Source organism: Vagococcus sp. JNUCC 83 (genome assembly GCF_053667615.1).
This window is the reverse complement of the sequence record NZ_CM132204.1, coordinates 197,820-220,799: the sequence shown is the minus strand read 5'-3', so window position 1 is coordinate 220,799 and position 22,980 is coordinate 197,820. Positions and strand designations below refer to the sequence as shown.

Sequence of the window (22,980 nt, the reverse complement as noted above, 5' to 3'; positions counted from 1 at the left end):
TTTCATTTATTTCATTAAGCCTTCATGGATAGTATCTAAATTCCATTTTAACATGTCATAATATGTGTCCCCAGTTTCACCTTTTTTCGCTAACGAATCAGTAAAAATTGTATCATAAATTGGAATACCTGTTTCTCTTGAGACTGTTTCCATACTACGAGCATCCACACTTTGTTCAACAAAAAGACTAGGAACTTTTGTTTGTTTTATTTTATCAATGATTTGACTCATTTGATCAGGTGTACCTTGGTTTTCTGTATTTATTTCCCAAATATAGGCCGCATTTACACCATAAGCTTTTGAAAAATATTTAAACGCGCCTTCACTTGTAACTAATAAATTTTTATCTTTTGGAATATCAGCAAAACGACTCGTATTTTCATTATGTAAAGCTTCTAGTTTTTCTGTATAAGCTTTTGCATTTTTTTCATAGTCATTTTTATGTTTTGCGTCCTTTTCAACTAGTACATCCTTAATATTATTAACGTAGATAATCCCATTTTTTAGTGATAACCACGCATGAGGATCTTGCTCACTTTCTTGACCTTCACCGGTTAGATACATCGGCTCAACATTTTTACTGACAACAAAGTAATCTTCATTTTCTTTTTTCTTACTGGTTTGCATTAACTTTAAAAACCAACCATTGCCACCTGTTTCAAGATTCAATCCATTATAAAAAATCACATCGGCATCAGTCGATTTGGAAATATCTTCTGGAAGTGGTTCATACTCATGAGGGTCTGTTCCACGAGACACAATACTGTGTACATCCACATGCTCTCCTCCAACATTTTCAACCATATCAGCAATAATTGAACTGGTTGCCACAACTTTCAATTTATTGTTATCTGCATTTTTTTCTGTAGACGCACTTCCTGTTGAACAACCGGCTAAAAAAAACACTATTAACCCTACTATAAGACTTGATAATATAAGACTAGACTTCTTCAATGATAACTTCCTCTTTTCTCTTAATAATAAATCCTTGTTTTGGCGAAAATATAAACGCAATCACAAAAAACATAACAGTTGTCAGAACAATAGTTGCTCCTGATGCTAAATTATACGAATAACTAAAGAACAACCCAATCACTGCACTGATAGCTCCTAAACTACTTGCAATCACAATCATTGTTGATAATTTATCAGTTAGTAGGTACGCTGTTGCAGCTGGAGTAACAAGCATGGCAACCACTAAAATTGTTCCAACAGTTTGAAGTGAAGACACGGCAACTAACGTTAAGAAAAACATCAATGCATAGTGAATCACTTGAACTTTCAAACCATACGCTTGAGCCATCACTGGGTCAAACGAGCTAACTAGTAACTCTTTATAAAACAAAATAACAAATAAAATGACCGCAACAGCGACAGCTAATGTTGTATACATATCACTTGGTCTTACAGCTAACACATTACCAAATAAAATATGATACAAGTCAGTTGAACTTTCAGCAAATGAAATAAGTATAATCCCTAAAGCAAAGAAAGAACTAAAGACAATTCCGATTGCTGTATCGTTTTTCAATTTGCTTTTTTGTGTCACAAAACCAATAAGCCCAGCTGCCATAATCCCAAAAATGGATGCTCCAATCATATAACTTCCACCCAACATATAAGACACAGCAACACCAGGTAATACCGCATGAGAAATGGCGTCACCCATAAGAGACATCCCACGCAAAATAATAAAACTACCAATCACCCCTGATACAATTCCCACTATAACTGATGTAATTAAGGCATTTTGTAAGAAATCATATTTTATTAAACCTTCTATAAAATGTTGTACCATTAATCATTCACTCCTTTAATCACGATTTCTCCCATTGTTTCACCATATGCTTGTTGAATAGTAGAAGTAGTGAATGTTTTAGCTACTGGGCCACTTGCAATAAGTTTTTTATTTAAAATAATTAAATTGTCAAAGTATTCTTTGGTTTTATGTAAATCATGGTGAACAATCACAATTGTTTTCCCTTCATTTCGTAACTCGTGTAACAATTCAACAATCAATTTTTCACTTACCATATCAATGCCAACAAACGGTTCGTCTAAGAAAATAATATCTGCATCTTGTGCTAGAGCTCTTGCAATAAAGACTCGCTGCAACTGGCCACCAGATAAATTACCTATTTGTCGTTTAGAAAAACTTTCCATTTTGACTTTTTCCAGTGACTCTTGAACTTTGTGACGATCTTCTTTTTTCGGCCGACGAAATAGTCCCAATTTTGGGTACGTTCCTAACATCACGGTTTCGTCAACTTTAATCGGAAACGTCAAATCTATCGCACTTCGTTGTTCAACATATGCAATTTGTTTTCTAACAGCATCGATAGACTCTCCCCCAATTGTGACACTACCACTATCTGTTTTTATCAAACCTATAATGCTTTTTAAAAAAGTTGATTTTCCTGCACCATTCGGTCCAATAATTCCTGTTATTTTCCCCGATTCAATCGACAAACTAATATTTTCTAATGCCACTTTAGCTTGATAGGATACCGATACATTTTTAATGTCAATAGGTTCCTGTACTAACCCTTCATAAGACATCGTTAATGCTTCTTCTTGCATGTTTTTCACCTTTTCTATTTTTTGGATTAATTTAACTTATTTTTAGGTAAACCTAAACTTAAAATCATTATAGCAAATGAGAATCATTTTCACAACTCAATTGTTTAAAAAGAAAATAAAAAAATAGACGACTTCCATAAAAAGTCGTCTACACTATTGTTGTATTAATTAAACGAGCCACTCATATAAAAGAAAAAAGCCCCTATAATCACAAATATAAAACTTATAATATATTGTTTTACCATGCTTGTGTCTCTAAATAATAGCAATCTTGTCTTAACCCAAGATTGAGCTAACGTTCCAAAAACTATTGCAATGACTATTGCAACAAAACCTATTAAACGATATGTTTCTTGCATTTACTGTATTCCTTCCTTAACTAATTAATTTCACAATAACTAGAAATAAACTTGATAATACTGCTGTACTATTAAAAAGCAAGTGAGCCATAATAGGAACCCAAATATTTTTTGTCCATAAATACATTAACCCAAATACTAGACCAGCAAAAGCATAGGGAATACTTGCAAGAAAACTCCCACCAAAATTATAGTAATGAGAAAAGCCAAATAATAAACTAGACAAAATCAACATAATAACCAATAGTAGTTTATTATATTTATAAACGTACATTCCTTCATAACGATAAGTGACTTCTTCAACAAAGGCCACTACTAAGTCAACTATCCCACCTAAAACAGAGAACAATAAACCTAGAGAAGTATCAATATCGTAATCATAGCTGTGAACAGGATTCGTTGGAATAAATTGATTAAAAATTGGCCGAGTGATTTGAATCGCTATCGAAGCTAAAAACAGTGTTATTATAACATATAGCATATGACGCCATTTTGTCTTTTTAAAATCACCCCACTGATTTGACAGCATTTCTTTTTTAGTTTTGATATCTCTAAAAAATAAACCGACAAACCAAACAGTAGGTAGAACAAAATACATATAACCATTTGTCCCTGCTACCGCTCTTGACAAAGTAATAACTAACAATGTCCCTATAAAAATTATGATAACTGATAGAAGAGATTTTTTCATTGTATTTTCTTTCATTTTTGGATTTCCCCTTTAAAAAATAACAGTAAACTTAACTCACACAGTGTAACTAGATTTACCTATTATTTCAAGTATTTACTATTAGATATAGAAAAGATTTTCTGATGAAAAGACAGGATCACTTGTGACATTCATACCCAATTTTTTAAGAACTTGTTCATCATCTTTATTTAACATCACTGTAGAATGAGCTTCAACTCCTTCAAGATTAGCTAATTGTTCATAAGCGAGTTGAGCAGTTGGGTTTGTCACAGCACTTATAGATAATGCAATTAACACTTCATTTGCATTTAATGCTGTCATTTTATTTCCTAATTCTTCAACTTTCATTTTTTGGATAGTTTCCAAAATAACAGGAGATAATAATAAAATATCATCTGAAATGTTCGCCAAACGTTTGATTGAATTTAAAATAGCTGCTGCAGAGGCATCCATCAAATCTGACGTACGTCCTGTTACAATTTCTCCAGTTGGTAATTCAAATGCCATAACAGAGATTGGATTGACAACTTCTTCTGTGGATAATTTTTTTAAATTCTCTACATACTCTCTTGCTGGTAATACTGGAAGACGATCTTCTTTTTTAAGCTCCATCTCTTCCATAATAAGTTGGATACGATTAACCACGTCCTCGTCAACCATTCCACGTTTATAAAAACACTCTGTATCGAAACAACGACGAATAATTTCTTCTTTTGATGCTTCTTTTACTACCTCATCATCAATGATACCAAAGCCTACTCTATTCACACCCATATCTGTCGGTGATTTAAAGACTGACTCCTGATTGGTGATTCGTTCGATAATGCGTTTAATAACTGGGAATGTTTCAATATCACGATTATAATTAACCGCCACTTCACCATAAGCTTCATAATGAAATGAATCAATCATGTTCACGTCTTTCAAGTCAACTGTTGCTGCTTCGTAGGCGATATTTAGCGGGTGTTTCAATGGGATATTCCAAACTGGGAATGTTTCAAACTTCGAATAACCTGCCACACGCCCTAAACGATTTTCATGATAGATTTGACTTAGGCTAGTTGCCAATTTTCCACTTCCAGCACCAGGTGCTGTAACAACAACAATTGGTTTTGTCGTTGGTATATAAGGATTTTTACCAAACCCTTCGTCACTCACAATCTGATCGATATTATATGGATACCCTTCAATTGCTTCATGTGTGTATACTTTGATATTGCGTTTTTCTAATTTATTAATAAATATTTTCGTAGAGGGTTGTCCACTGTAACGTGTGATTAACACACTATTTACAGATAAGCCATACTCATTAAACTCATCAATGGATTTTAAGATATCCATGTCATATGTGATGTTGTAATCACCGCGAATTTTATTTCGCTCAATATCTCCAGCATACACACAAATAATGACTTCAGCTTTATCTTTTAATTTTTGCAGTATTTTAATTTTTGAATCTTCATCAAAACCTGGCAACACACGTTTTGCATGTTTATCTCCGATTAATTTACCACCAAACTCTAAATATAATTTATCGTAATTATTTACACGTTCTAAAATAAATTTTGATTGCTCTTCGATGTATTTTTGAGAATCAAATCCTAGCTTTTTCATGGTTTTCCTCCTTAAAAGTTAGGATAAATGGTAAAATTGCAACCAACAATGATTAACACTTAACTTAACTTTTTCTCTAATTTTTGTAACATATCTTGTGTCATTTTATCTAAATTATACTAATGACGCTAAGCGAATCATCGTATCAGCTTTAAAAGCATAGTCGAGTTTAAACATTCGATCTTTATCCAAAACACCTAACACATCAAATTCACCATTCTCAACTGTTGGGTTTCCTTCATCCTAACCTGATATCAGGTGCCAGTACATTGGCTGTACCTAATTCTTTTCTAAGTCGTGTAACTAATTCGGTCCCTATTTGTCCTAGACAACCAATTGCTATAACACGTTTCATATCATTTCAGCCTTTGTTATTTTTGTTTTTTAATAATTCGAGTATATCATGATAATATGTGTTTTTTGTTAACATTCTAGTTATTTAAGCTAGCTCTAATAAACCCGTTAAATAGCGGATGACTTCTGTTTGGTCGTGATTTAAACTCTGGGTGAAATTGACTGGCAACAAAGAAATCATTAGCTGGAATTTCTACAATTTCAACTAAGCGATTATCAGGCGAGACTCCCGAGAAGACCATTCCTGCTTTTTCAAATGATTCACGAAAATCATTATTAAATTCATAACGGTGGCGATGACGTTCACTGATTAACTCTTCACCATTATATAAATCACGTGTCTTAGTATCTGGTTTCAACTCACATGGATAAGCTCCTAACCGAAGCGTTCCTCCCATATCTTCTACACCTTCTTGGTCCAACATCAAATCAATAATGTTATAAGGCGTTTCTGGTGCAGTTTCTTTCGAGTCTGCTCCTTCAAGCATTAGAACATTTCTCGCGAATTCTACACATGCCATTTGCATTCCCAAACAAATACCTAAAAACGGAATATTATTTTCTCTAGCATAACGAATCGCTTCAATTTTACCTTCAATTCCTCGATCACCAAATCCACCTGGTACAAGAACACCGTCTACTGTTGATAAATAATCAGAGACATTTTCCTCTGTAACATTTTCTGATTGAATCCACTCAATCTCAATGTTCGTATCATAGTCATATCCAGCATGTTTTAATGCTTCCACAACTGATAAGTAAGCATCTGGCAATTCAACATATTTACCAACTAGGGCAATACGAGTTTTGTGTTTTAAGTTCAATACATGAGAGGCCATTTCTTGCCATTCAGTCATTTCTGCTTGAGGTGTTTCTAGACCTAGATGACGACAAACTATATCATCTAATCCTTGTTCCTTTAAATTTAATGGAATTTCATATAGAGTGTTTACATCTCTTGATTCAATAACTGCTTCTTCGGGTACATCACAAAATTGTGCTAACTTTTGTTTCATTTCTTGTGGCACTGCTTCTTCGGTTCTAACCACTAAAACGTCTGGCTGAATACCCAAACTACGCAATTCTTTCACACTGTGTTGTGTTGGTTTTGTTTTCATTTCCCCTGCAGCCTTTAAATAAGGAATCAATGTTGTGTGGATATATAGGACATTGTCTTTACCTACATCAGCTTTCATCTGTCTTAAAGCTTCTAAGAATGGTAAAGACTCAATATCTCCCACCGTTCCACCAACTTCAGTAATAATCACATCTGCTTCATTCGTATCAGCTGCTGCCATCATTTTTTCTTTGATTTCATTGGTAATATGTGGGATTACTTGGACTGTTGCACCCAGATATTCTCCTTTTCTTTCTTTTCTGATTACCTCTGAATAAACTTTTCCAGTAGTCACGTTTGAGTGTTGATTTAAATTAATATCAATAAATCGCTCATAATGACCTAAATCTAAATCTGTTTCTGCCCCATCTTCAGTGACGAATACTTCACCATGTTGGTAAGGACTCATTGTTCCAGGATCGATGTTAATATAGGGATCAAATTTTTGAATAGTCACATTCAATCCACGATTTTTTAATAATCGTCCTAACGATGCTGCCACAATCCCTTTTCCAATTGAAGATACCACTCCACCTGTTACAAAAATGTACTTTGTCATAACATTCGCCTCTTTTCTTCTATCTATTACTTGGGGAAGATGTTTATAAAAAACAAAGAAAGCCCCTTATCCATTCGAATAAGGGAGCTTTAATTTATGTCTATCTGCCTCTATCTTTCAAGAGTGCCCAAAAAGTATGATACAAGGGTTTTAGCGTTTCGTCAAGAATTTAATGTTGAAAATCAAATAATTTTCATATCTTTCCCAACTTTTTCATAAATCGCTACTGCCTCATCTAGCATTTCTTTCGTATGTGCTGCTGTGGGCATATTTCTAACTCGTCCTGTACCAAGTGGAACGGTTGGAAAGACGATAGGTTTAACGTAAATACCTTCATCAATCAATCGTTTAGCAAATTCTTGTGCTAATTTTTCATCTCCTAAAATAACAGGAGTAATAGGTGTTTCAGACTCACCAATGTCATAGCCAATTTCTTGAAGTTTTTCTTTAAAATAATTAGCATTTTCCTATAAAACATTCACATATGATGAATCATTTTCCATCAGTTCTAATGCTTTTATCACCGTTGCACTAGCTCCTGACGTTCATGACGTTGAGAATAAAAATGGTCGTGCCTGAGATTTCAACCAATCAATTAATTTCTGGCTACCTGCAACATAACCACCAACCACGCCAATTGCTTTGGATAATGCACCCATTTGAAAATCTACTTTATCAGATAATCCAAACTCTTTGACTATTCCAGTACCTTTTCCTAAAACACCAGAACCATGTGCATCATCGCCATACACAATCAAACCGTATTTTTCAACAATTTCCATAATCTCTGGCATTTTTACGACATCTCCATCCATAGAAAACACACCATCAGTAATGTACATTACTTTTTTGTATAAACCACTTTCAACAGCTTCTTTCGCTTTTTTATCCAAGTCTTCCATGTCAGAATGATTCACTCAAATAATTTTTGCCCCAGACAGACGACAACGATCAATAATAGACGCTTGATTTAACACATCTGATAAAATCGCATCTTCTTTTGTCATAACCGCTGATATCGCACCCTTATTACAATTAAATCCTGATTGAAAAGCAATTGCAGCTTCTGTTCCTTTGGACTTCGCAATTTTTTCTTCTAATTTACGATGAATATCAAGTGTACCATTGATTGTACGTACGGCACTTGCACCTACACCATACTTTTCTGTTGCCTCATTAGCCGCTTTGATAAGTGCTGGATGTGTAGCAAATCCGAGATAGTTATTCGAAGCCAAATTGGTTTTTTTCTTACCATCAATTTCTATTATTGGAACCATTTGCACCTTCAACAACATCAATAGTTGAATACAATCCTTCTTCTTTTAAGTTATCTAACCCTTCATCTAAAAATATTTCTAACTTAGGACTCATGTGTGACATAACGCTTCCTCCTATCATCTATTAATCTCATTATAGCGTTTTTTTATTACTTATTCGACCATTATTAATAAATGATAACAAAAAAGAGAATGTTATTATTGCCTTTTTACTATATTAGCTATAAATATAGATTGAAATATCTTCTAGTCAAACAGAATCATAAACAACAATGAACTAATTGTTAATTGTTACTACACATGATACAATTATCGAAAAAAGGGGGCATTTTATGAAAAAAGTAACCACAACTTACTTGGTTTTATTAAACTTTCTACTAATGGGATGTTCTACCAATGACACTAATAAACAGATCTCTCAAAATGATGTATCTACTAATATACCCACATCCACCAACAACGCATTTAAAGAAGTCACTTTACCCACAGCTGGTATTGTCGAATATACCATAACTAATATATCTCAAGAAAAAACATTAAATAAAGAAGATGATATAAAAAATGCTGAATACAATTTTCCTGGTTTTAATAAATTCCCAGAAAAATACTATCGTTCACTCATTGACTATAAATTAAAAAATACTTCAAAAAGCATTCTTGACCTATCATCTCTTAACAAAACACTAATAGATAAACGGGGACACCAATTTGACTCTTCATCTGATGAATTTTTTTTGTTTGATGAAAATTTTAATGGATTGATGCAACCTAAGACCTCAACACCAGGAACGTTTACACTTTTATCTAAGAAAAAACCGAACCTTAATTCATTTACTATAAGTTTGGATTCTCAATATAGCGACGGCAAAGATTCTATAGTAATTGGTGAGTCTGCATTAACAACTTATAAAAAATAAACCACTCGATTGAATGGTTTATTTTTTATAAAGTTTTGTAAATAATATAAGTAACCCATTTAATATGACACCACACAAAATTCCAATGGCTAGGTTTCCTGTATAAATAATAATTGCTACAGTGACTACCATCACTGTACTTTCAATCATTTCCCAAGATTTAACTAATTCTAAACTTTTCCAATCAAATGTATCACCTGCCACTGTAATCATAATACCTATCAATGCTGCAGTTGGGATCACCATCATCAAAGAATTTAAAACAAAAATAAATAGTAATAATGTCGTACCAGATATAAAAGTGGATAATCGTGTCCGTCCACCTGATTTAACATTTATAACAGCTTGTCCAATCATCGCACACCCTGCTTGACCACCGAATAATCCTGTAATAAAATTAGCCAATCCCTGAGCTTTTACTTCTCGCTTACTATCACTTGTTGAGTCTGTCATTTCATCTACAATAGGGATCGTTAAAAGTGTTTCCATCAATCCAATAAACGTTAATGAAATGGCAGTTGGTAAAATTATCCACAGCGTCTCAAGGTTTATTGGAACAAGTGGCATCCCAAATGACACATCAAGTGAAGACATATCACCTAAATCTCCAACTGTAAAGAAACTTCCTTTAAAAACAAATGATAAGATAGTCATTACCGTAATTATTACTAATGCCGGTGGAATAACTTTTATGACTTTTGGTAAAATATAAATTGCTAAAATACTGATAATAACCATCACATAACCTATGCCATTTTGCTCTGGTAATTGTTGAACTTGTGCTAAAAAAATGGAAATAGCTAACCCATTAACAAACCCTATCATGACACTTTTAGGTATGTATTTCATGATTTTATGAATATTCAAATAGCCTAAAACAAATTGAAAGATACCTGTTAAAACAGTCGCAGCAATCATATAATTTAGCCCATGTGACTGAACCAATCCTGCTATAACTAGAGCCATCGAACCTGCTGCTGCAGACACCATGGCAGGTCTCCCACCAGTTAACGTAATGATGAGCAGCGTTATTGCTGACGCAAACAATGCTGACATAGGATGCACTCCTGCAATAATAGCAAATCCTATCACTTCAGGTAAAATAGCAACAGAAGAAACTAACCCAGCAAAAATATTTTCGCGTGGATTACCAACCCACTCACTCTTTTTTATACTAAGTAACACCTTTTTCCCTCCCAATAATTCTTTTTCAAGAAAATTATCATAACATATTCTTTTTAATAATACACGTTTTAAAAATAAAAAAAGCACCTCTAAAAAGAGATGCTTTATACGTCCGAACAAACAATACTTTAATTTTATTACATATGAATTGGCATACCTAATGCTAATTCTGCTGTATCCATAACAGCTTCAGATAATGATGGATGTGAATGGATAGTTAAAGCGATATCTTCTGCATTCATTCCAGCTTCTACAGCTAAACCAATTTCTGCAATAATATCACTAGCACTAATACCAGCAACTTGTCCACCAACAATCACGTTGTCTTCTTTAGTTGTCACTAAACGTACGAATCCTTCAGTTTGGTTTAATGATAAGGCACGACCATTTCCACCTAATGAGAATTTAGATGCTTTTACGTCTAATCCAGCTTCTTTTGCCTCTTTTTCTGTCATACCGACAGTTGCCAATTCAGGATCTGTAAAGGCTACAGCTGGCATTGCACGATAATCAACTGCTACTGGTTCACCAGAAATTGCTTCGGCAGCGATTTTTGCTTCGTAGCTCGCTTTATGAGCAAGGGCAGCTCCAGGAACGATGTCACCAATAGCGAAAATACTTTTCACGTTAGTGCGTCCTTGGTTGTCAACTTTTACTAATCCACGATCAGTCATCTCAACGCCTAAGATTTCTAAACCTAAATCATCAGTGTTTGGACGACGACCTACAGTTACCATCACGTAGTCTGCTTCAACTTTTTCTTCTTTACCGTCAACTTCATAAGTTACAGTCACGCTATCGCCATTGTCAACAGCTTCTTTAGCCATTGCTTTTGTTACAACTTTGATACCTTTGTTGTCAAATTCTTTTTCAACAAGTTTAACCATATCTTTTTCAAATGTTGGTAAAATTTGTGGAGAACCTTCTAAAATTGTTACTTCAGTACCTAGGTTAGCATATGCTCCACCTAATTCAGCACCGATAACGCCACCACCGACGATAACTAATTTTTTAGGAACTTCAGTTAAGCTTAATCCACCAGTTGAATCAATAATACGTCCACCAAATTTAAATCCTTTAATTTCGATTGGACGACTACCAGTTGCAACGATAGCATGATTAAATGAATAAGTTTGTGCATGGTCACCATCAATCACACGTAGAGTGTTTTCATCAACGAAGAATGCTTCACCACGGATAATTTCAACTTTATTTTTCTTAAGTAAGAATTCAACACCACCAGTTAATTTTGCAACTACTTGGTTGTTTTTCCATTCTTGAGTTTTAGAAAAATCAAGTGATACATTATCAGCAGTTACACCAAAGATAGCTGAATGCATTGCTTCTTGATATTTGTGTCCTGCACTAATTAGTGCTTTTGATGGAATACATCCGACGTTTAAACAAACGCCACCGATGTATTCTCTTTCGATAATTGCTACTTTTTGACCCATTTGTGCGGCACGAATTGCGGCAACATATCCACCAGGTCCTGCACCAATTACTACTGTATCTAATTCTAATGCGAAATCTCCTACAACCATTAACTATTCACCTTATCCTTCCATTAATAATAATTCTGGATCAGCTAATAAACGTTTAATATTGTTCATCGCTTTTTGTGCTGTTGCTCCATCAACGATACGGTGGTCAAAGCTTAATGATAATTTCATCATTCTTCCAACAACAATTTCTCCATCTTCATTTACGACAGGTTGTTGTGTAATTGTACCAACACCTAAAATAGCAACTTCTGGGTAGTTAATAACTGGTGTAAACCATCCACCACCAACAGAACCAATGTTACTAATTGTTACAGTACCATCACGCATATCAGCTGCAGTTAATTTACCTTCAATAGCTAAAGCTGCTTTTTCGTTAATTTCATCTGCAATATCAAACATGCTCTTAGTGTTAGCTTGTTTAACGTTTGGTACATATAAACCATGATCAGTATCAGTTGCGATACCAATGTTATAGTAATGTTTGTAAACAATTTCGTTTGTTGCGTCATCAATTGATGCATTTAATGTTGGGAATTTTTGCATAGTTGCAGTTAATGCTTTAACAACATATGGTAAGAACGTTAATTTAGTATTTCTTGTTGCTGCAACATCTTTAAATTTCTTACGGTGATCCCATAATTTAGATACTTCAACATCATCATGTAATGTTACATGAGGTGCAGTATGTTTGCTGTTTACCATTGCTTTAGCAATTGCTTTACGTGTTGGAGTCATTTTTTCACGAACTTCAACTTCAGGCATACCAACAAATGGAGCTGCTGGTTTAGTAGTTTCTTTAGCTGGTGCAGTAGAAACTTTTTCTTCAGATACAACAACTTTTTCAACAGATTGAGCTGCGGGAGCTGAACCAAAGTTATCAATATCAGATTTAACCACACGTCCACCTTTACCTGTTGGTGTTACTAACGTAATATCAACACCTTTAGCACGAGCATATTGACGTACTGATGGCATTGCTAATACACGAGCACTTGGTTTACCAGTTGGTTCACTTGATGCTGCTGGTGCACTTGCAGTTGGAGCTTCAGCTGCTGGTGCACTTGTTGCAGGCGCATCGTTATGTCCTGGCGCGTCAATTTCAACTAATACATCACCAACGTTTGCTACTGTTCCTTCAGGTACTAATACGTTAACGACTTTACCTGTTACAGGAGAAGGAATTTCTTCCACTGATTTATCATTTTGTACTTCTAATAATGTATCGTCTTCATTGATTGTATCTCCAGCAGACACAAACCATTTTACGATTTCGCCTTCTGCAATACCTTCACCGATATCTGGTAATTTGAATTGGAATACGCCACCTGTGCTAGCTGCAGGAGCACTTGCCGCTGGTGCAGCTGCTTCCTCAGCAGGAGCGATTGTTTCTTCTTCATCTTCATGTCCTGGTGCGTCGATTTCAACTAATACGTCACCAACGTTTGCTACTGTTCCTTCTGAAACAAGAACTTTTAGTACTTTACCTGTTACAGGAGAAGGAATTTCTTCTACTGATTTATCATTTTGTACCTCTAATAACGTATCGTCTTCGTTGATTGTGTCGCCTTCTTTAACAAACAATTTAACGATTTCGCCTTCTGCGATACCTTCACCAATGTCTGGTAATTTAAATTTAAAAGCCATCTGTTATTTCTCTCCTTCTGTTGTGCATTCAGTTAATTTCGACTAATTAGAATGAATGAATTTCTCTTACTTTTGCTTCGATATCTGATGCATTTGGTAACCATGCACCTTCTGCTTGACCAAATGGATAAACTGTATCAGGTGCTGACACACGTCCGATTGGTGCTTCTAAAGAAAGAACCGCTCTTTCTGAAATTTCTGAAACAACTTGAGCGCCAACTCCGGCTTGTCTTTGAGCTTCTTGAACGACTACAACACGTCCTGTTTTCTCAACAGAGGCAATAATTGTATCTACATCTAATGGTGCAACTGTTCTTAAGTCAATGATTTCAACAGAGATGCCATCTTTTTCTAATGCTTCTGCTGCTTTGATTGCTTCACGAACCATTGCTCCGTAAGTAATAATTGAAACATCTGTTCCTTCACGAGTTACAGCGGCTTTATCTAAAGGAACTGTGTAAGCTTCTTCTGGAACTTCTTCACGGAATGAACGGTATAATTTCATGTGCTCTAAGAAAACAACTGGGTCGTTGTCACGAATAGCTGAAATTAATAATCCTTTTGCGTCATATGGATTACTTGGGATAACCACACGCACACCTGGTGATTGAGCGATTAAACCTTCTAAGTTATCCGCATGCATTTCAGGAGTATGAACTCCACCACCAAATGGTGCGCGGATTGTAACTGGAATATTACGAGTACCACTCATACGGTAACGAGTACGAGCCATTTGTCCGATAATTTCATCCATTACTTCAAATACGAAACCAAAGAATTGGATTTCTGCTACTGGACGGAAGTTTTCTAAAGCTAAACCGAATGCTAAACCACCGATGCCTGATTCAGCTAATGGTGTATCGAATACACGATCTACACCAAATTTTTCTTGTAATCCTTCAGTGGCACGGAATACCCCACCATTATTACCAACATCTTCACCAAATACTAATACATCTGGATTTGCTTCAAGTTCTATTGCTAAAGCATCTGTAATTGCTTGAATCATTGTTTTTTGTGCCATGATTTAGTTCGACTCCTTTGCTTCAAATGTGTCAATTTGTTCTTGGATTAATTTAGGTGTTACTTCAAACATATTTTTCAAGAAATCTGAAACTTTTTGTTTTGGTGCTGCATCAGCTGCTTTGATAGCTGTTTTGATTTCTTCTTTAGTTTGTTCAATAATTTGTTCTTCTTTTTCTTCAGACCATAAACCTTTTTCTGTTAAGTAAATTCTGAAACGAGTTAATGGATCTTTTGCATGCCACTCATCTTCAACTTCTTGAGTACGGTATCTTGTTGGATCGTCCCCTGATAATGTATGTGGTCCATAACGGAATGTTAATGTTTCAATTAAAACTGGTCCGTTTCCTGCTGCTGCCCATTCACGAGCTGCTTTAGTTACTTTATATACTGCTAATGCATCCATACCATCTACTTGGATACTTGGAATACCAGCTGCAATACCTTTTTGAGCTAATGTATTAGCTGCTGTTTGTAATTCACGTGGAGTTGAGATTGCATAGCCATTATTTTGAATAAAGAATACAGCGTTTGCTTTGTAAGCTCCTGCAAAGTTGATCCCTTCATAGAAGTCACCTTGTGAAGAACCGCCATCACCTGTATAAGTAAATGCAACGTTTGGTTTGTTGCGTTTTTTAAGACCTAAAGCCACACCAGCTGCTTGCACATATTGTGCTCCGATAATGATTTGTGGTGGTAAAGCTTGTAAACTTTCAGCGTATTCACTACCTGCTGCATGTCCTCTTGACCATAAAAATGCATCTCTAAGTGGTAAACCATGTTGAATTAATTGTGGAACATCACGATATCCTGGTAATAACACATCTTCTTTTTCCATAGCAAATTGGCTTGCTAATTGACTTGCTTCTTGACCAGCTGTTGGAGCGTAAAATCCTAAACGTCCTTGACGGTTTAGTGCAGTTGAACGTTGGTCTAAAACTCTTGCCCATACCATTCTTGTCATTAGTTCTACTAATTCGTCATCTGATAAATCAGGTAATAAATCTTTATCAACAACCTTACCATCTTTATCTAGCACTTGAATCGTTGGGAAATCTGCGTTAATGTCTTCCATCAATGCTGAAAAATCAAGTGGGTTTACTTTTTTCTTAGCCATATTGTTACACATTCCTCTCTTTTTTACGTAATCATATTGGTTTCTCAAACAGGAAAAAAAACTGTATTACTTTTTTTCAATTTGACAAATTCAATTTAACATGACTTTGACTACATTGCAAGCAATCAGCTTTAATTTTTTCGCTTCAAATCAACATCCAGTGATAGAAAGAGAATATAGTGAAAAACATCACTTTCAAAAAATATCTACGCTTATTTTTTTTATACCAAGTTAAACAGATAGTAACTGTATCACTTTAAATAAAAAACTGTTATATATCACTTATTGTAAAAACGCTATCTTACATCACTTTATTTTTATAGATATAACATTTTTCTAATAGAACTTAAAAACATCAAAAAAGAACTCTTCAGTTAAAGAGTTCTTTTTCTATGAAAACATTATTGTTTTTTTATGAAGAAAGTGATTTTTTTCACGTTATATCCATTCATGATATTTTTTTATGTATAGTTTTTTGATTAATTGTTGTAGTATTAAATATGAAAAACTGATACCTATCAACCATAACCAATACTCACTAGGTAAGGCACCAAAATCAAAAGCTTGTCTGAGTGGTTCAAACAATATGATAAATAAACCTGAACAAATGGCTAGTGTACTCATAATCAACATAGGTGGACTAGCGATACTTTGAATAAACGGAATTTTTTCCGTACGAACAACATGAACTACTAGAGTTTGTGTAAACAACCCCACTAAAAACCATCCTGATTGAAACACACTTTGCTCTGCGACTGTGTTGGCTCCAATGACAAACCACATCACAGCAAACGTGATAATATCAAAAATACTACTAACTGGCCCAATAAATAGAGTAAAGTGTAAAAGGTTTTTAATATCAAATCTGACAGGTTTCATGATTTGTTCTTCATCGACATTGTCCCAAGGCATAGCAAGCTGTGAAATATCATAAACTAAATTTTGTATCAACAACTGAATAGATAACATCGGCAAGAATGGTAAAAAGGCACTTGCAACTAACACAGAAAAAACATTTCCAAAATTTGAACTAATCGTAATCATGATATATTTCATCATGTTTTTAAATACTTTGCGTCCTTCCAACACACCATCTTCTAAAACGACCAAACTTTTTTCTAGAAGAATAATTGAACTTGCTTCTTTTGTAATATCGGCTGCCGTATCAACTGAAATTCCAACATCGGCTGCACGTAGAGCTGGCGCATCATTAATACCATCTCCCATAAAACCAACTGTTTCACCTTGATCTTTCAATGTATTAATAATTCGAGCCTTTTGCATTGGATTTAGTTTTGCAAACAGCTGTACGTCATTAACAGCTTCTTTTAACTCAGTGTCATCCATCGCATCAATATCTGTTCCTATATAGGACTTATCGACTTCAATCCCCACATCGCTACACACTTTTCTCGACACAATTTCATTATCGCCGGTCAATACCTTTACATTCACACCATGTTGATGTAAAGAAGATATCGCTGTAACAGCAGATTGTTTAGCTGGATCTAAAAATCCAACAAACCCAACTAAAATCATATCTGATTCATCACTTACAGAATATGTCGGTGTATCATGGGCATCTCGTTTATAGGCTACGGTAATCACCCGCATGCCTTGTTCGTTCATTCGTCTATTGACATCAGACATCTGTTGAATCAATTCATCTGTCAGAGGTACTATTTCATCATCAATCTCTACATAAGAACAAATAGCTGCCATCTCTTCAACAGCACCTTTAGTTATCATTAACTGATGACCATCTCTTTTTAGTGCAACTGTCAAACGTCGTCTTGAAAAATCAAACGGTATTTCATCAATTTTTTCTAACTTATCTGTCATCATCTTATCTGGGTTGGTCTCATAATAATTTATAATTGCGTGATCCATTAAGTTTTTCCAACCTGTTTGATAATTCGAATTTAAATATGCCATATCCAAAACTTTTTGATTAGCATCGCCAAGTGGACTAACATGTTCTACTAAAACTACTCTATCTTCTGTAATTGTACCTGTTTTATCTGTACACAATACAGTCATTGATCCCAAATTTTGAATCGCATTTAACTCTTTGACAATCACTTTTTTCTTAGCTAGCGTTTGAGAACCTTTGGCCAAGTTACTTGTCACAATCATTGGTAGCATTTCTGGAGTCAATCCAACAGCTACTGCAATAGCAAAGAAGAACGCTTGCGTCCAATCACCTTTAGACAATCCATTAATCAAGAAAACAACTGGAAATAACACAGTGACCATTTTTAACAATAATTTACTGATACGATTTAAATCACGATCAAAACTAGTTAACGCACGAGCTGTACTAGCCGATTTTGCAATATCACCAAAAAAAGTCTCCTGACCAGTTCTTAAGATAATCACTTCACCTTGACCACTTAAAATGTCAGTTCCCATAAACACTAAATTATTTAAATCAATTGCTGAGGTATCTTTATCTACATCAACATCAATTTTGTCAGATTCAACCTTTTCAACAGGCATCGATTCACCTGTTAAAGAGGACTGATTAACAAATAAATCTTTTGTCCATATAAGCACACCATCAGCTGGTATCATATCACCTGCAGATAGATAAACAATATCTCCTGGTACAACATCCTCCATTGGACGTTCCTTAACTTCCCCATCCCTTTTTACTGCACTAGTATGTTTTACTAAATTCTGTAATGATAGCGATTCTTTTTGAGCTTTAAAATCTTGTACAAATCGAATTAATGCACTAATTAAAATCATCGTACTCATCACTAAGACAGCTTCAAAATCTTTTGTTAACGCTGATACAATTAAGAGAGCTATCAATACATAAATAAAGGGATCCATAAAAGATTCAATCAATACTCTGTACCAAGGTTTAGGTTTTTGCACATTCACTTTATTCTCGCCAAACTCATCTAGCCGTTTCTCGGCATCTTCAGAACTCAGTCCATCAGGTGATGTCCGAAACTCCATCATCAATTCTCGTACACTGAGATTAGACAGCTTTTTTAATTCATCATTTTTTTTATTTACTGCTTCTTCTTTTGCCATGCGCCTTCCTCCTATAACTATTGATTCTTAATTATCATACCATGCATGACTTTTCTTTTCATTTAATCTGAGTTTTTATAAATAAAGTGTACATTTTTTATAAAAAACATCTTAATAACAGCAAATTAATATAATTACCATCATTCGAAAACTTTCTATTATTAAAAAACAAAATGAGGCTGACCCAAAAGTAACTTTTTCAATCAAAATCACTTAACTATCAAAATAGAAATCCCATGAAATCAACGTTGTAATTAACGGATTTCATGGGATTTTTTATATTCTAATACTTTTGGGTCAGCCTCACTAAATATATTATTCTTCAGTTTGTAATAATGTTTTAGCAACAACTGCTGCGATTAAGCCTCCAACAAGTGGTGCTAGTATATATAACCATAATTGGCTCATAGCATCTCCGCCAACAAATACAGCCGGTGATAAACTTCTTACAGGGTTTACTGACATACCTGTTAACGGTACACCAATAAAATGTAACATGGTTAAAGTTAAACCAATTGCTAAACCATTATAAGATGTTTCACCTTTTTTACTTGTCACAGACATAATGACAAATACTAAAATGGCTGTTAATGTCATTTCAATAATGAATGCTCCTGTTGTTGAAATACCTTGATACGTTGTTTGAGCCAGATTATCGACACCTAAATCAGACATTCCTAAAATTAATCTTAGCAAACCAGTACCAAGAAATGCTCCAATAATTTGGCCAATAACATAAACGAAAAACTCTTGTACATCCATACGTTTATTAACTAAAAATGCCAATGTAACTGCTGGGTTTAAATGTGCACCAGATATTTGACCAATAGTGTTTGCTGCTACCATAATAGCTAAACCAAATCCTAAACCAATACCTAATGTTCCAACCACATTACCACTTAATACTGCTGTACCTGTACCAATAAAAACTAAAAAGAATGTCCCTATTACTTCTGCTAAACCTTTTTTTACCAACATACTTCCCCCTAATTATCTTATAATTCTCTCTCTAGAACGCTCTAGAGTGTTTACCTTTTCTTTCCCCTCTTGGTCCCACTGAATCATACGATAAAAGGCATCATGATAGAAAATAAACTTATAATTATTTTCATATGCTTCTTTTAATAATTTTTCTTTATTTGCTATCGATGTCATTGGGTAATCATCATAAGCGAGTACCCATAAAGGATTTTGATGAGCATGAGTTGGCATGATATCTGCCATATGAATCATCGTCTCCCCATTTTGTTCAAGTTTTATTATGGCATGGCCATTACTATGACCACCTGTATGAGTCATCGTTATACCTGGGACAACTTCCAATTTGTCCTCATAAGTCATAACTTGATCCACAATAGGCTCCCAATTATAAGCCCAATATGTACTTTTTGAACGAATATTAGGATGTTGCATCTCATCCCACTCAATCGCTTGAACATATATTGTTGCATTCGGAAAAGCAGACACATATTTCCCGTCGTTAGTTGGTTTTGTTAATCCTGTCGCATGGTCAAAATGCATGTGAGTCATTAAGATAACATCAATGTCATTAGATGTTAACCCTAACTCTTTGAGTGATGTCTCAACCTCAGATTCCCAAGCAACCCCAAAAATCTTTTTTTGCTTATCAGTAAATTTACCCTTTCCAACACCTGTATCAATTAAGTAATTTTTTCCTTGATACTGAATTAAAATCGGATCTGTTGGTAATTCAATCTGATTTTTTTCGTTTACTGGATATTTTCTTGTCCAGACAGGTTTTGGGACTACGCCAAACATCGCCCCACCATCTAAACAGGTCATTCCACCTTCTAACCAGATTAATTTCATCTCATGAAATGTCAATGTGTCCATTTGTTTTCCTCCTAGTAGTGATTACATGTAGTTCATTTCTTTTGCTTTTTCTCTCAATTCATCTCTAAACTTAGGATGGGCAATATTGATTAATCTTTCGGTTCTCTCAAAAATAGTACTACCTTTTAATTCAGCGCTTCCATATTCCGTTACAACCGTATCAATATCATTTTTAGATGTTGCTACAGGTGCTCCTGCAAATAAAGTTGGCACGATTGTCGAAATTTCATCATTTTTAGCTGTAGAGTATAAACAAATGATCCCTGTACCACTTTCTGTTAAACGAACCCCTTTCATAAAGTCTGATTGTCCACCTGTTGATGAATAATAAAATCCTTTAACTTTTTCAGAGTTACATTGTCCAAGAAAGTCAACTTCAATTGCAGAGTTAATTGCAAATAAGTTTTTCATCTTGCTAATTGTGTCAAAACTGTTTGTATAGTCACATGGTAACATCAAAATATCTGGATTATTATCCATAAATTCGTATAATCTCTTACTTCCAATCGCAAAAGTGGCAACCGACTTACCATTATGAATCTCTTTTTTACTATTGTCAATAACACCTTTTTCAGTTAAGTCCACTAATTTTTCTGGCAACATTTCAGTATGTAACCCTAAATGTTTCTTCTCTGTTAAGTATTCCATAACAGCATTTGGCATTGCCCCAAATCCAATTTGTAATGTATCACCGTCTTTAACTTTTTTCGCAATCTCACGACCAACGGCTAAATCTTTTTCATTTGGTGTTGGACTAATTAATTCTGGTAATTCAACATTATTTTCAATCAATGCATCAACTTGACTGATATGGATCGTATTTTTTTCACCAAATGTTCTTGGCATATTTTCATTAACTTCAAGTACAATACGTTTTGCGCCTTCGATTAATGATGCAACATATGAAGGACTTGTCCCAAGTGAAAAATTCCCCTCTTCATCCATTGGTGAAACTGTGGCCATAATGACAAGTTTATCACCTTCACGTTTTTTCAAAAGAGCGGGAATATCAGAGAAATGGTTTGGTAGTAAATCAACGTTACCTGCATTCATTTGCTTTCTATCCATACCAGATAGGAAAATAGAGATTTGACGTAGCTTTGATTTTTCAATATCTACAGTTGGAAAACTAGGTAGCATACGATATAGGGAGTTGCCATCTAGTGTATCCATTTCACGAATGGCATCTAATAATGCTGGTGGTTCACCTGGCATAATTGGAAAAACAATCGCATCTCCTGGTTCAATAATACTTACTGCATCTTTTGCTGACTTAATTTTTTCATTATATAAGTTATCGTAATTCATAGTTAAACTCTCCTTATTATTGTCAGTATATTCTGAATTTTCAGTTTTTTTTGAATTTAGGTTTACGTTTATTAATGAAAGCATCCATACCTTCTTTTTGATCTTTTGTTGAAAACAGAGAACCGAATACTTCTGCTTCTAGTCTTAATCCATTTGCCAAACTCATCTCTATACCTGAGTCAATCACTTCTTTACTTAATTCTACAGCAAGTGGAGCGTTCTTTTTAATTTGGTTTGCTAAATCCATTGCTTCAGATTGTAAATCATCAAAGCTAACTACTTTATTAACAAGACCAATACGTAAAGCATCTTCTGCTGAAATTATTTTTCCAGTAAAAATTAATTCTTTAGCGATACCTGTACCAACTAAACGTGTCAGACGTTGTGTGCCACCAAATCCTGGAATAATACCAAGACCAACTTCTGGTTGACCAAACTTAGCATTGTCAGAAGCAATACGCATGTCACATGCTAAAGCTAATTCACATCCGCCACCTAATGCAAAACCATTCACACAAGCAATCGTTGGCTGTCTTAATGTACTTAGTTTTAAGAACACATCATTTCCAATTTCTGAAAATGCTCTTCCTTCAAAAACAGTTTTATCTTTCATTTCTGAAATATCTGCACCCGCAACAAAGGCTCTTTCGCCAGTTCCTGTCACAAGTAACACGTCTATGTCCTGACGAGAACTAACTTCATCAACTGCTTTACTAATTTCTTCTAATACACCAGTACTTAGTGCATTTAACATTTTTGGACGTTCAATCTTTAGTGTTCCCACACCATTTTCAACTGAAAGACTTAAATATTTATATGATTTCATTAACG

18 protein-coding genes and 1 pseudogene are annotated in these 22,980 nt (G+C 34.6%); 1 reads left to right on the top strand and 18 read right to left on the bottom strand.

Annotated elements, in window-relative coordinates; translation table 11 throughout:
• Positions 1 to 6: 6 nt before the first annotated feature.
• The 8 genes and pseudogenes from efaA to JNUCC83_RS01060 form a co-directional block, all read right to left on the bottom strand.
• Positions 7 to 954 carry an Mn/Fe ABC transporter substrate-binding lipoprotein EfaA gene (efaA, locus tag JNUCC83_RS01095; protein WP_454460425.1) on the bottom strand — a complete coding sequence of 316 codons (948 nt, stop codon included), beginning with the start codon at positions 952 to 954 and terminating at the stop codon, positions 7 to 9.
• Positions 941 to 1,798 (bottom strand): metal ABC transporter permease, encoded by an 858-nt coding sequence (locus tag JNUCC83_RS01090; RefSeq protein WP_454460424.1) that lies wholly within the window; start codon positions 1,796 to 1,798, stop codon positions 941 to 943. The genes efaA and JNUCC83_RS01090 overlap by 14 nt, the downstream gene beginning before the upstream one ends.
• Entirely contained in the window at positions 1,798 to 2,580 is a 783-nt protein-coding gene (locus JNUCC83_RS01085; RefSeq protein ID WP_454460423.1) for a metal ABC transporter ATP-binding protein, read from the bottom strand. Before JNUCC83_RS01085 ends, JNUCC83_RS01090 begins: the two co-directional genes overlap by 1 nt.
• A 164-nt stretch (positions 2,581 to 2,744) precedes the next feature.
• A complete protein-coding gene (locus tag JNUCC83_RS01080; protein ID WP_454460422.1) occupies positions 2,745 to 2,939 on the bottom strand; it encodes a hypothetical protein in 195 nt (64 codons plus the stop codon).
• A gap of 16 nt (positions 2,940 to 2,955) precedes the next feature.
• Positions 2,956 to 3,645: a CPBP family intramembrane glutamic endopeptidase gene (locus JNUCC83_RS01075; RefSeq protein ID WP_454460421.1), complete on the bottom strand. Its 690-nt coding sequence runs from the start codon at positions 3,643 to 3,645 to the stop codon at positions 2,956 to 2,958.
• A gap of 84 nt (positions 3,646 to 3,729) precedes the next feature.
• On the bottom strand, positions 3,730 to 5,244 hold the full coding sequence (locus JNUCC83_RS01070; RefSeq protein WP_454460420.1) for a DUF1846 domain-containing protein: 1,515 nt from the start codon (positions 5,242 to 5,244) through the stop codon (positions 3,730 to 3,732).
• A 431-nt stretch (positions 5,245 to 5,675) separates the two neighbouring features.
• Entirely contained in the window at positions 5,676 to 7,274 is a 1,599-nt protein-coding gene (gene pyrG / locus JNUCC83_RS01065) for a CTP synthase (protein ID WP_454460419.1), read from the bottom strand.
• Between the two features lie 182 nt (positions 7,275 to 7,456).
• A pseudogene (locus JNUCC83_RS01060) lies at positions 7,457 to 8,645 on the bottom strand (glycine C-acetyltransferase).
• Between the two features lie 238 nt (positions 8,646 to 8,883).
• Here JNUCC83_RS01060 and JNUCC83_RS01055 point away from each other — a divergent pair.
• On the top strand, positions 8,884 to 9,468 hold the full coding sequence (locus tag JNUCC83_RS01055; RefSeq protein ID WP_454460418.1) for a hypothetical protein: 585 nt from the start codon (positions 8,884 to 8,886) through the stop codon (positions 9,466 to 9,468).
• An 18-nt stretch (positions 9,469 to 9,486) separates the two neighbouring features.
• Here the strand turns inward: JNUCC83_RS01055 and JNUCC83_RS01050 are convergent, their stop codons facing one another.
• From JNUCC83_RS01050 to JNUCC83_RS01005, 10 genes are all read right to left on the bottom strand, one after another.
• Positions 9,487 to 10,653, bottom strand: a complete 1,167-nt coding sequence (locus JNUCC83_RS01050; protein WP_454460417.1) for a SulP family inorganic anion transporter — start codon at positions 10,651 to 10,653, stop codon at positions 9,487 to 9,489.
• 137 nt (positions 10,654 to 10,790) lie between these two features.
• Positions 10,791 to 12,197, bottom strand: a complete 1,407-nt coding sequence (gene lpdA, locus JNUCC83_RS01045; protein ID WP_454460416.1) for a dihydrolipoyl dehydrogenase — start codon at positions 12,195 to 12,197, stop codon at positions 10,791 to 10,793.
• Between the two features lie 12 nt (positions 12,198 to 12,209).
• Complete coding sequence (locus tag JNUCC83_RS01040) at positions 12,210 to 13,802, bottom strand: dihydrolipoyllysine-residue acetyltransferase (RefSeq protein ID WP_454460415.1); 1,593 nt, start codon at positions 13,800 to 13,802, stop codon at positions 12,210 to 12,212.
• A gap of 46 nt (positions 13,803 to 13,848) precedes the next feature.
• Complete coding sequence (locus JNUCC83_RS01035; protein WP_454460414.1) at positions 13,849 to 14,826, bottom strand: alpha-ketoacid dehydrogenase subunit beta; 978 nt, start codon at positions 14,824 to 14,826, stop codon at positions 13,849 to 13,851.
• Positions 14,827 to 14,829: 3 nt separating this feature from the next.
• Positions 14,830 to 15,942: a pyruvate dehydrogenase (acetyl-transferring) E1 component subunit alpha gene (gene pdhA / locus JNUCC83_RS01030; protein WP_454460413.1), complete on the bottom strand. Its 1,113-nt coding sequence runs from the start codon at positions 15,940 to 15,942 to the stop codon at positions 14,830 to 14,832.
• A 438-nt stretch (positions 15,943 to 16,380) separates the two neighbouring features.
• Positions 16,381 to 18,987 carry a magnesium-translocating P-type ATPase gene (gene mgtA / locus JNUCC83_RS01025; RefSeq protein WP_454460412.1) on the bottom strand — a complete coding sequence of 869 codons (2,607 nt, stop codon included), beginning with the start codon at positions 18,985 to 18,987 and terminating at the stop codon, positions 16,381 to 16,383.
• Positions 18,988 to 19,302: 315 nt separating this feature from the next.
• Positions 19,303 to 19,965 carry an MIP/aquaporin family protein gene (locus tag JNUCC83_RS01020; RefSeq protein WP_454460411.1) on the bottom strand — a complete coding sequence of 221 codons (663 nt, stop codon included), beginning with the start codon at positions 19,963 to 19,965 and terminating at the stop codon, positions 19,303 to 19,305.
• A gap of 12 nt (positions 19,966 to 19,977) precedes the next feature.
• Entirely contained in the window at positions 19,978 to 20,841 is an 864-nt protein-coding gene (locus tag JNUCC83_RS01015) for a YtnP family quorum-quenching lactonase (protein ID WP_454460410.1), read from the bottom strand.
• Between the two features lie 21 nt (positions 20,842 to 20,862).
• Positions 20,863 to 22,149 (bottom strand): acetyl-CoA hydrolase/transferase family protein, encoded by a 1,287-nt coding sequence (locus JNUCC83_RS01010; RefSeq protein ID WP_454460409.1) that lies wholly within the window; start codon positions 22,147 to 22,149, stop codon positions 20,863 to 20,865.
• Between the two features lie 40 nt (positions 22,150 to 22,189).
• On the bottom strand, positions 22,190 to 22,975 hold the full coding sequence (locus JNUCC83_RS01005; RefSeq protein WP_454460408.1) for an enoyl-CoA hydratase-related protein: 786 nt from the start codon (positions 22,973 to 22,975) through the stop codon (positions 22,190 to 22,192).
• Positions 22,976 to 22,980: the final 5 nt, after the last annotated feature.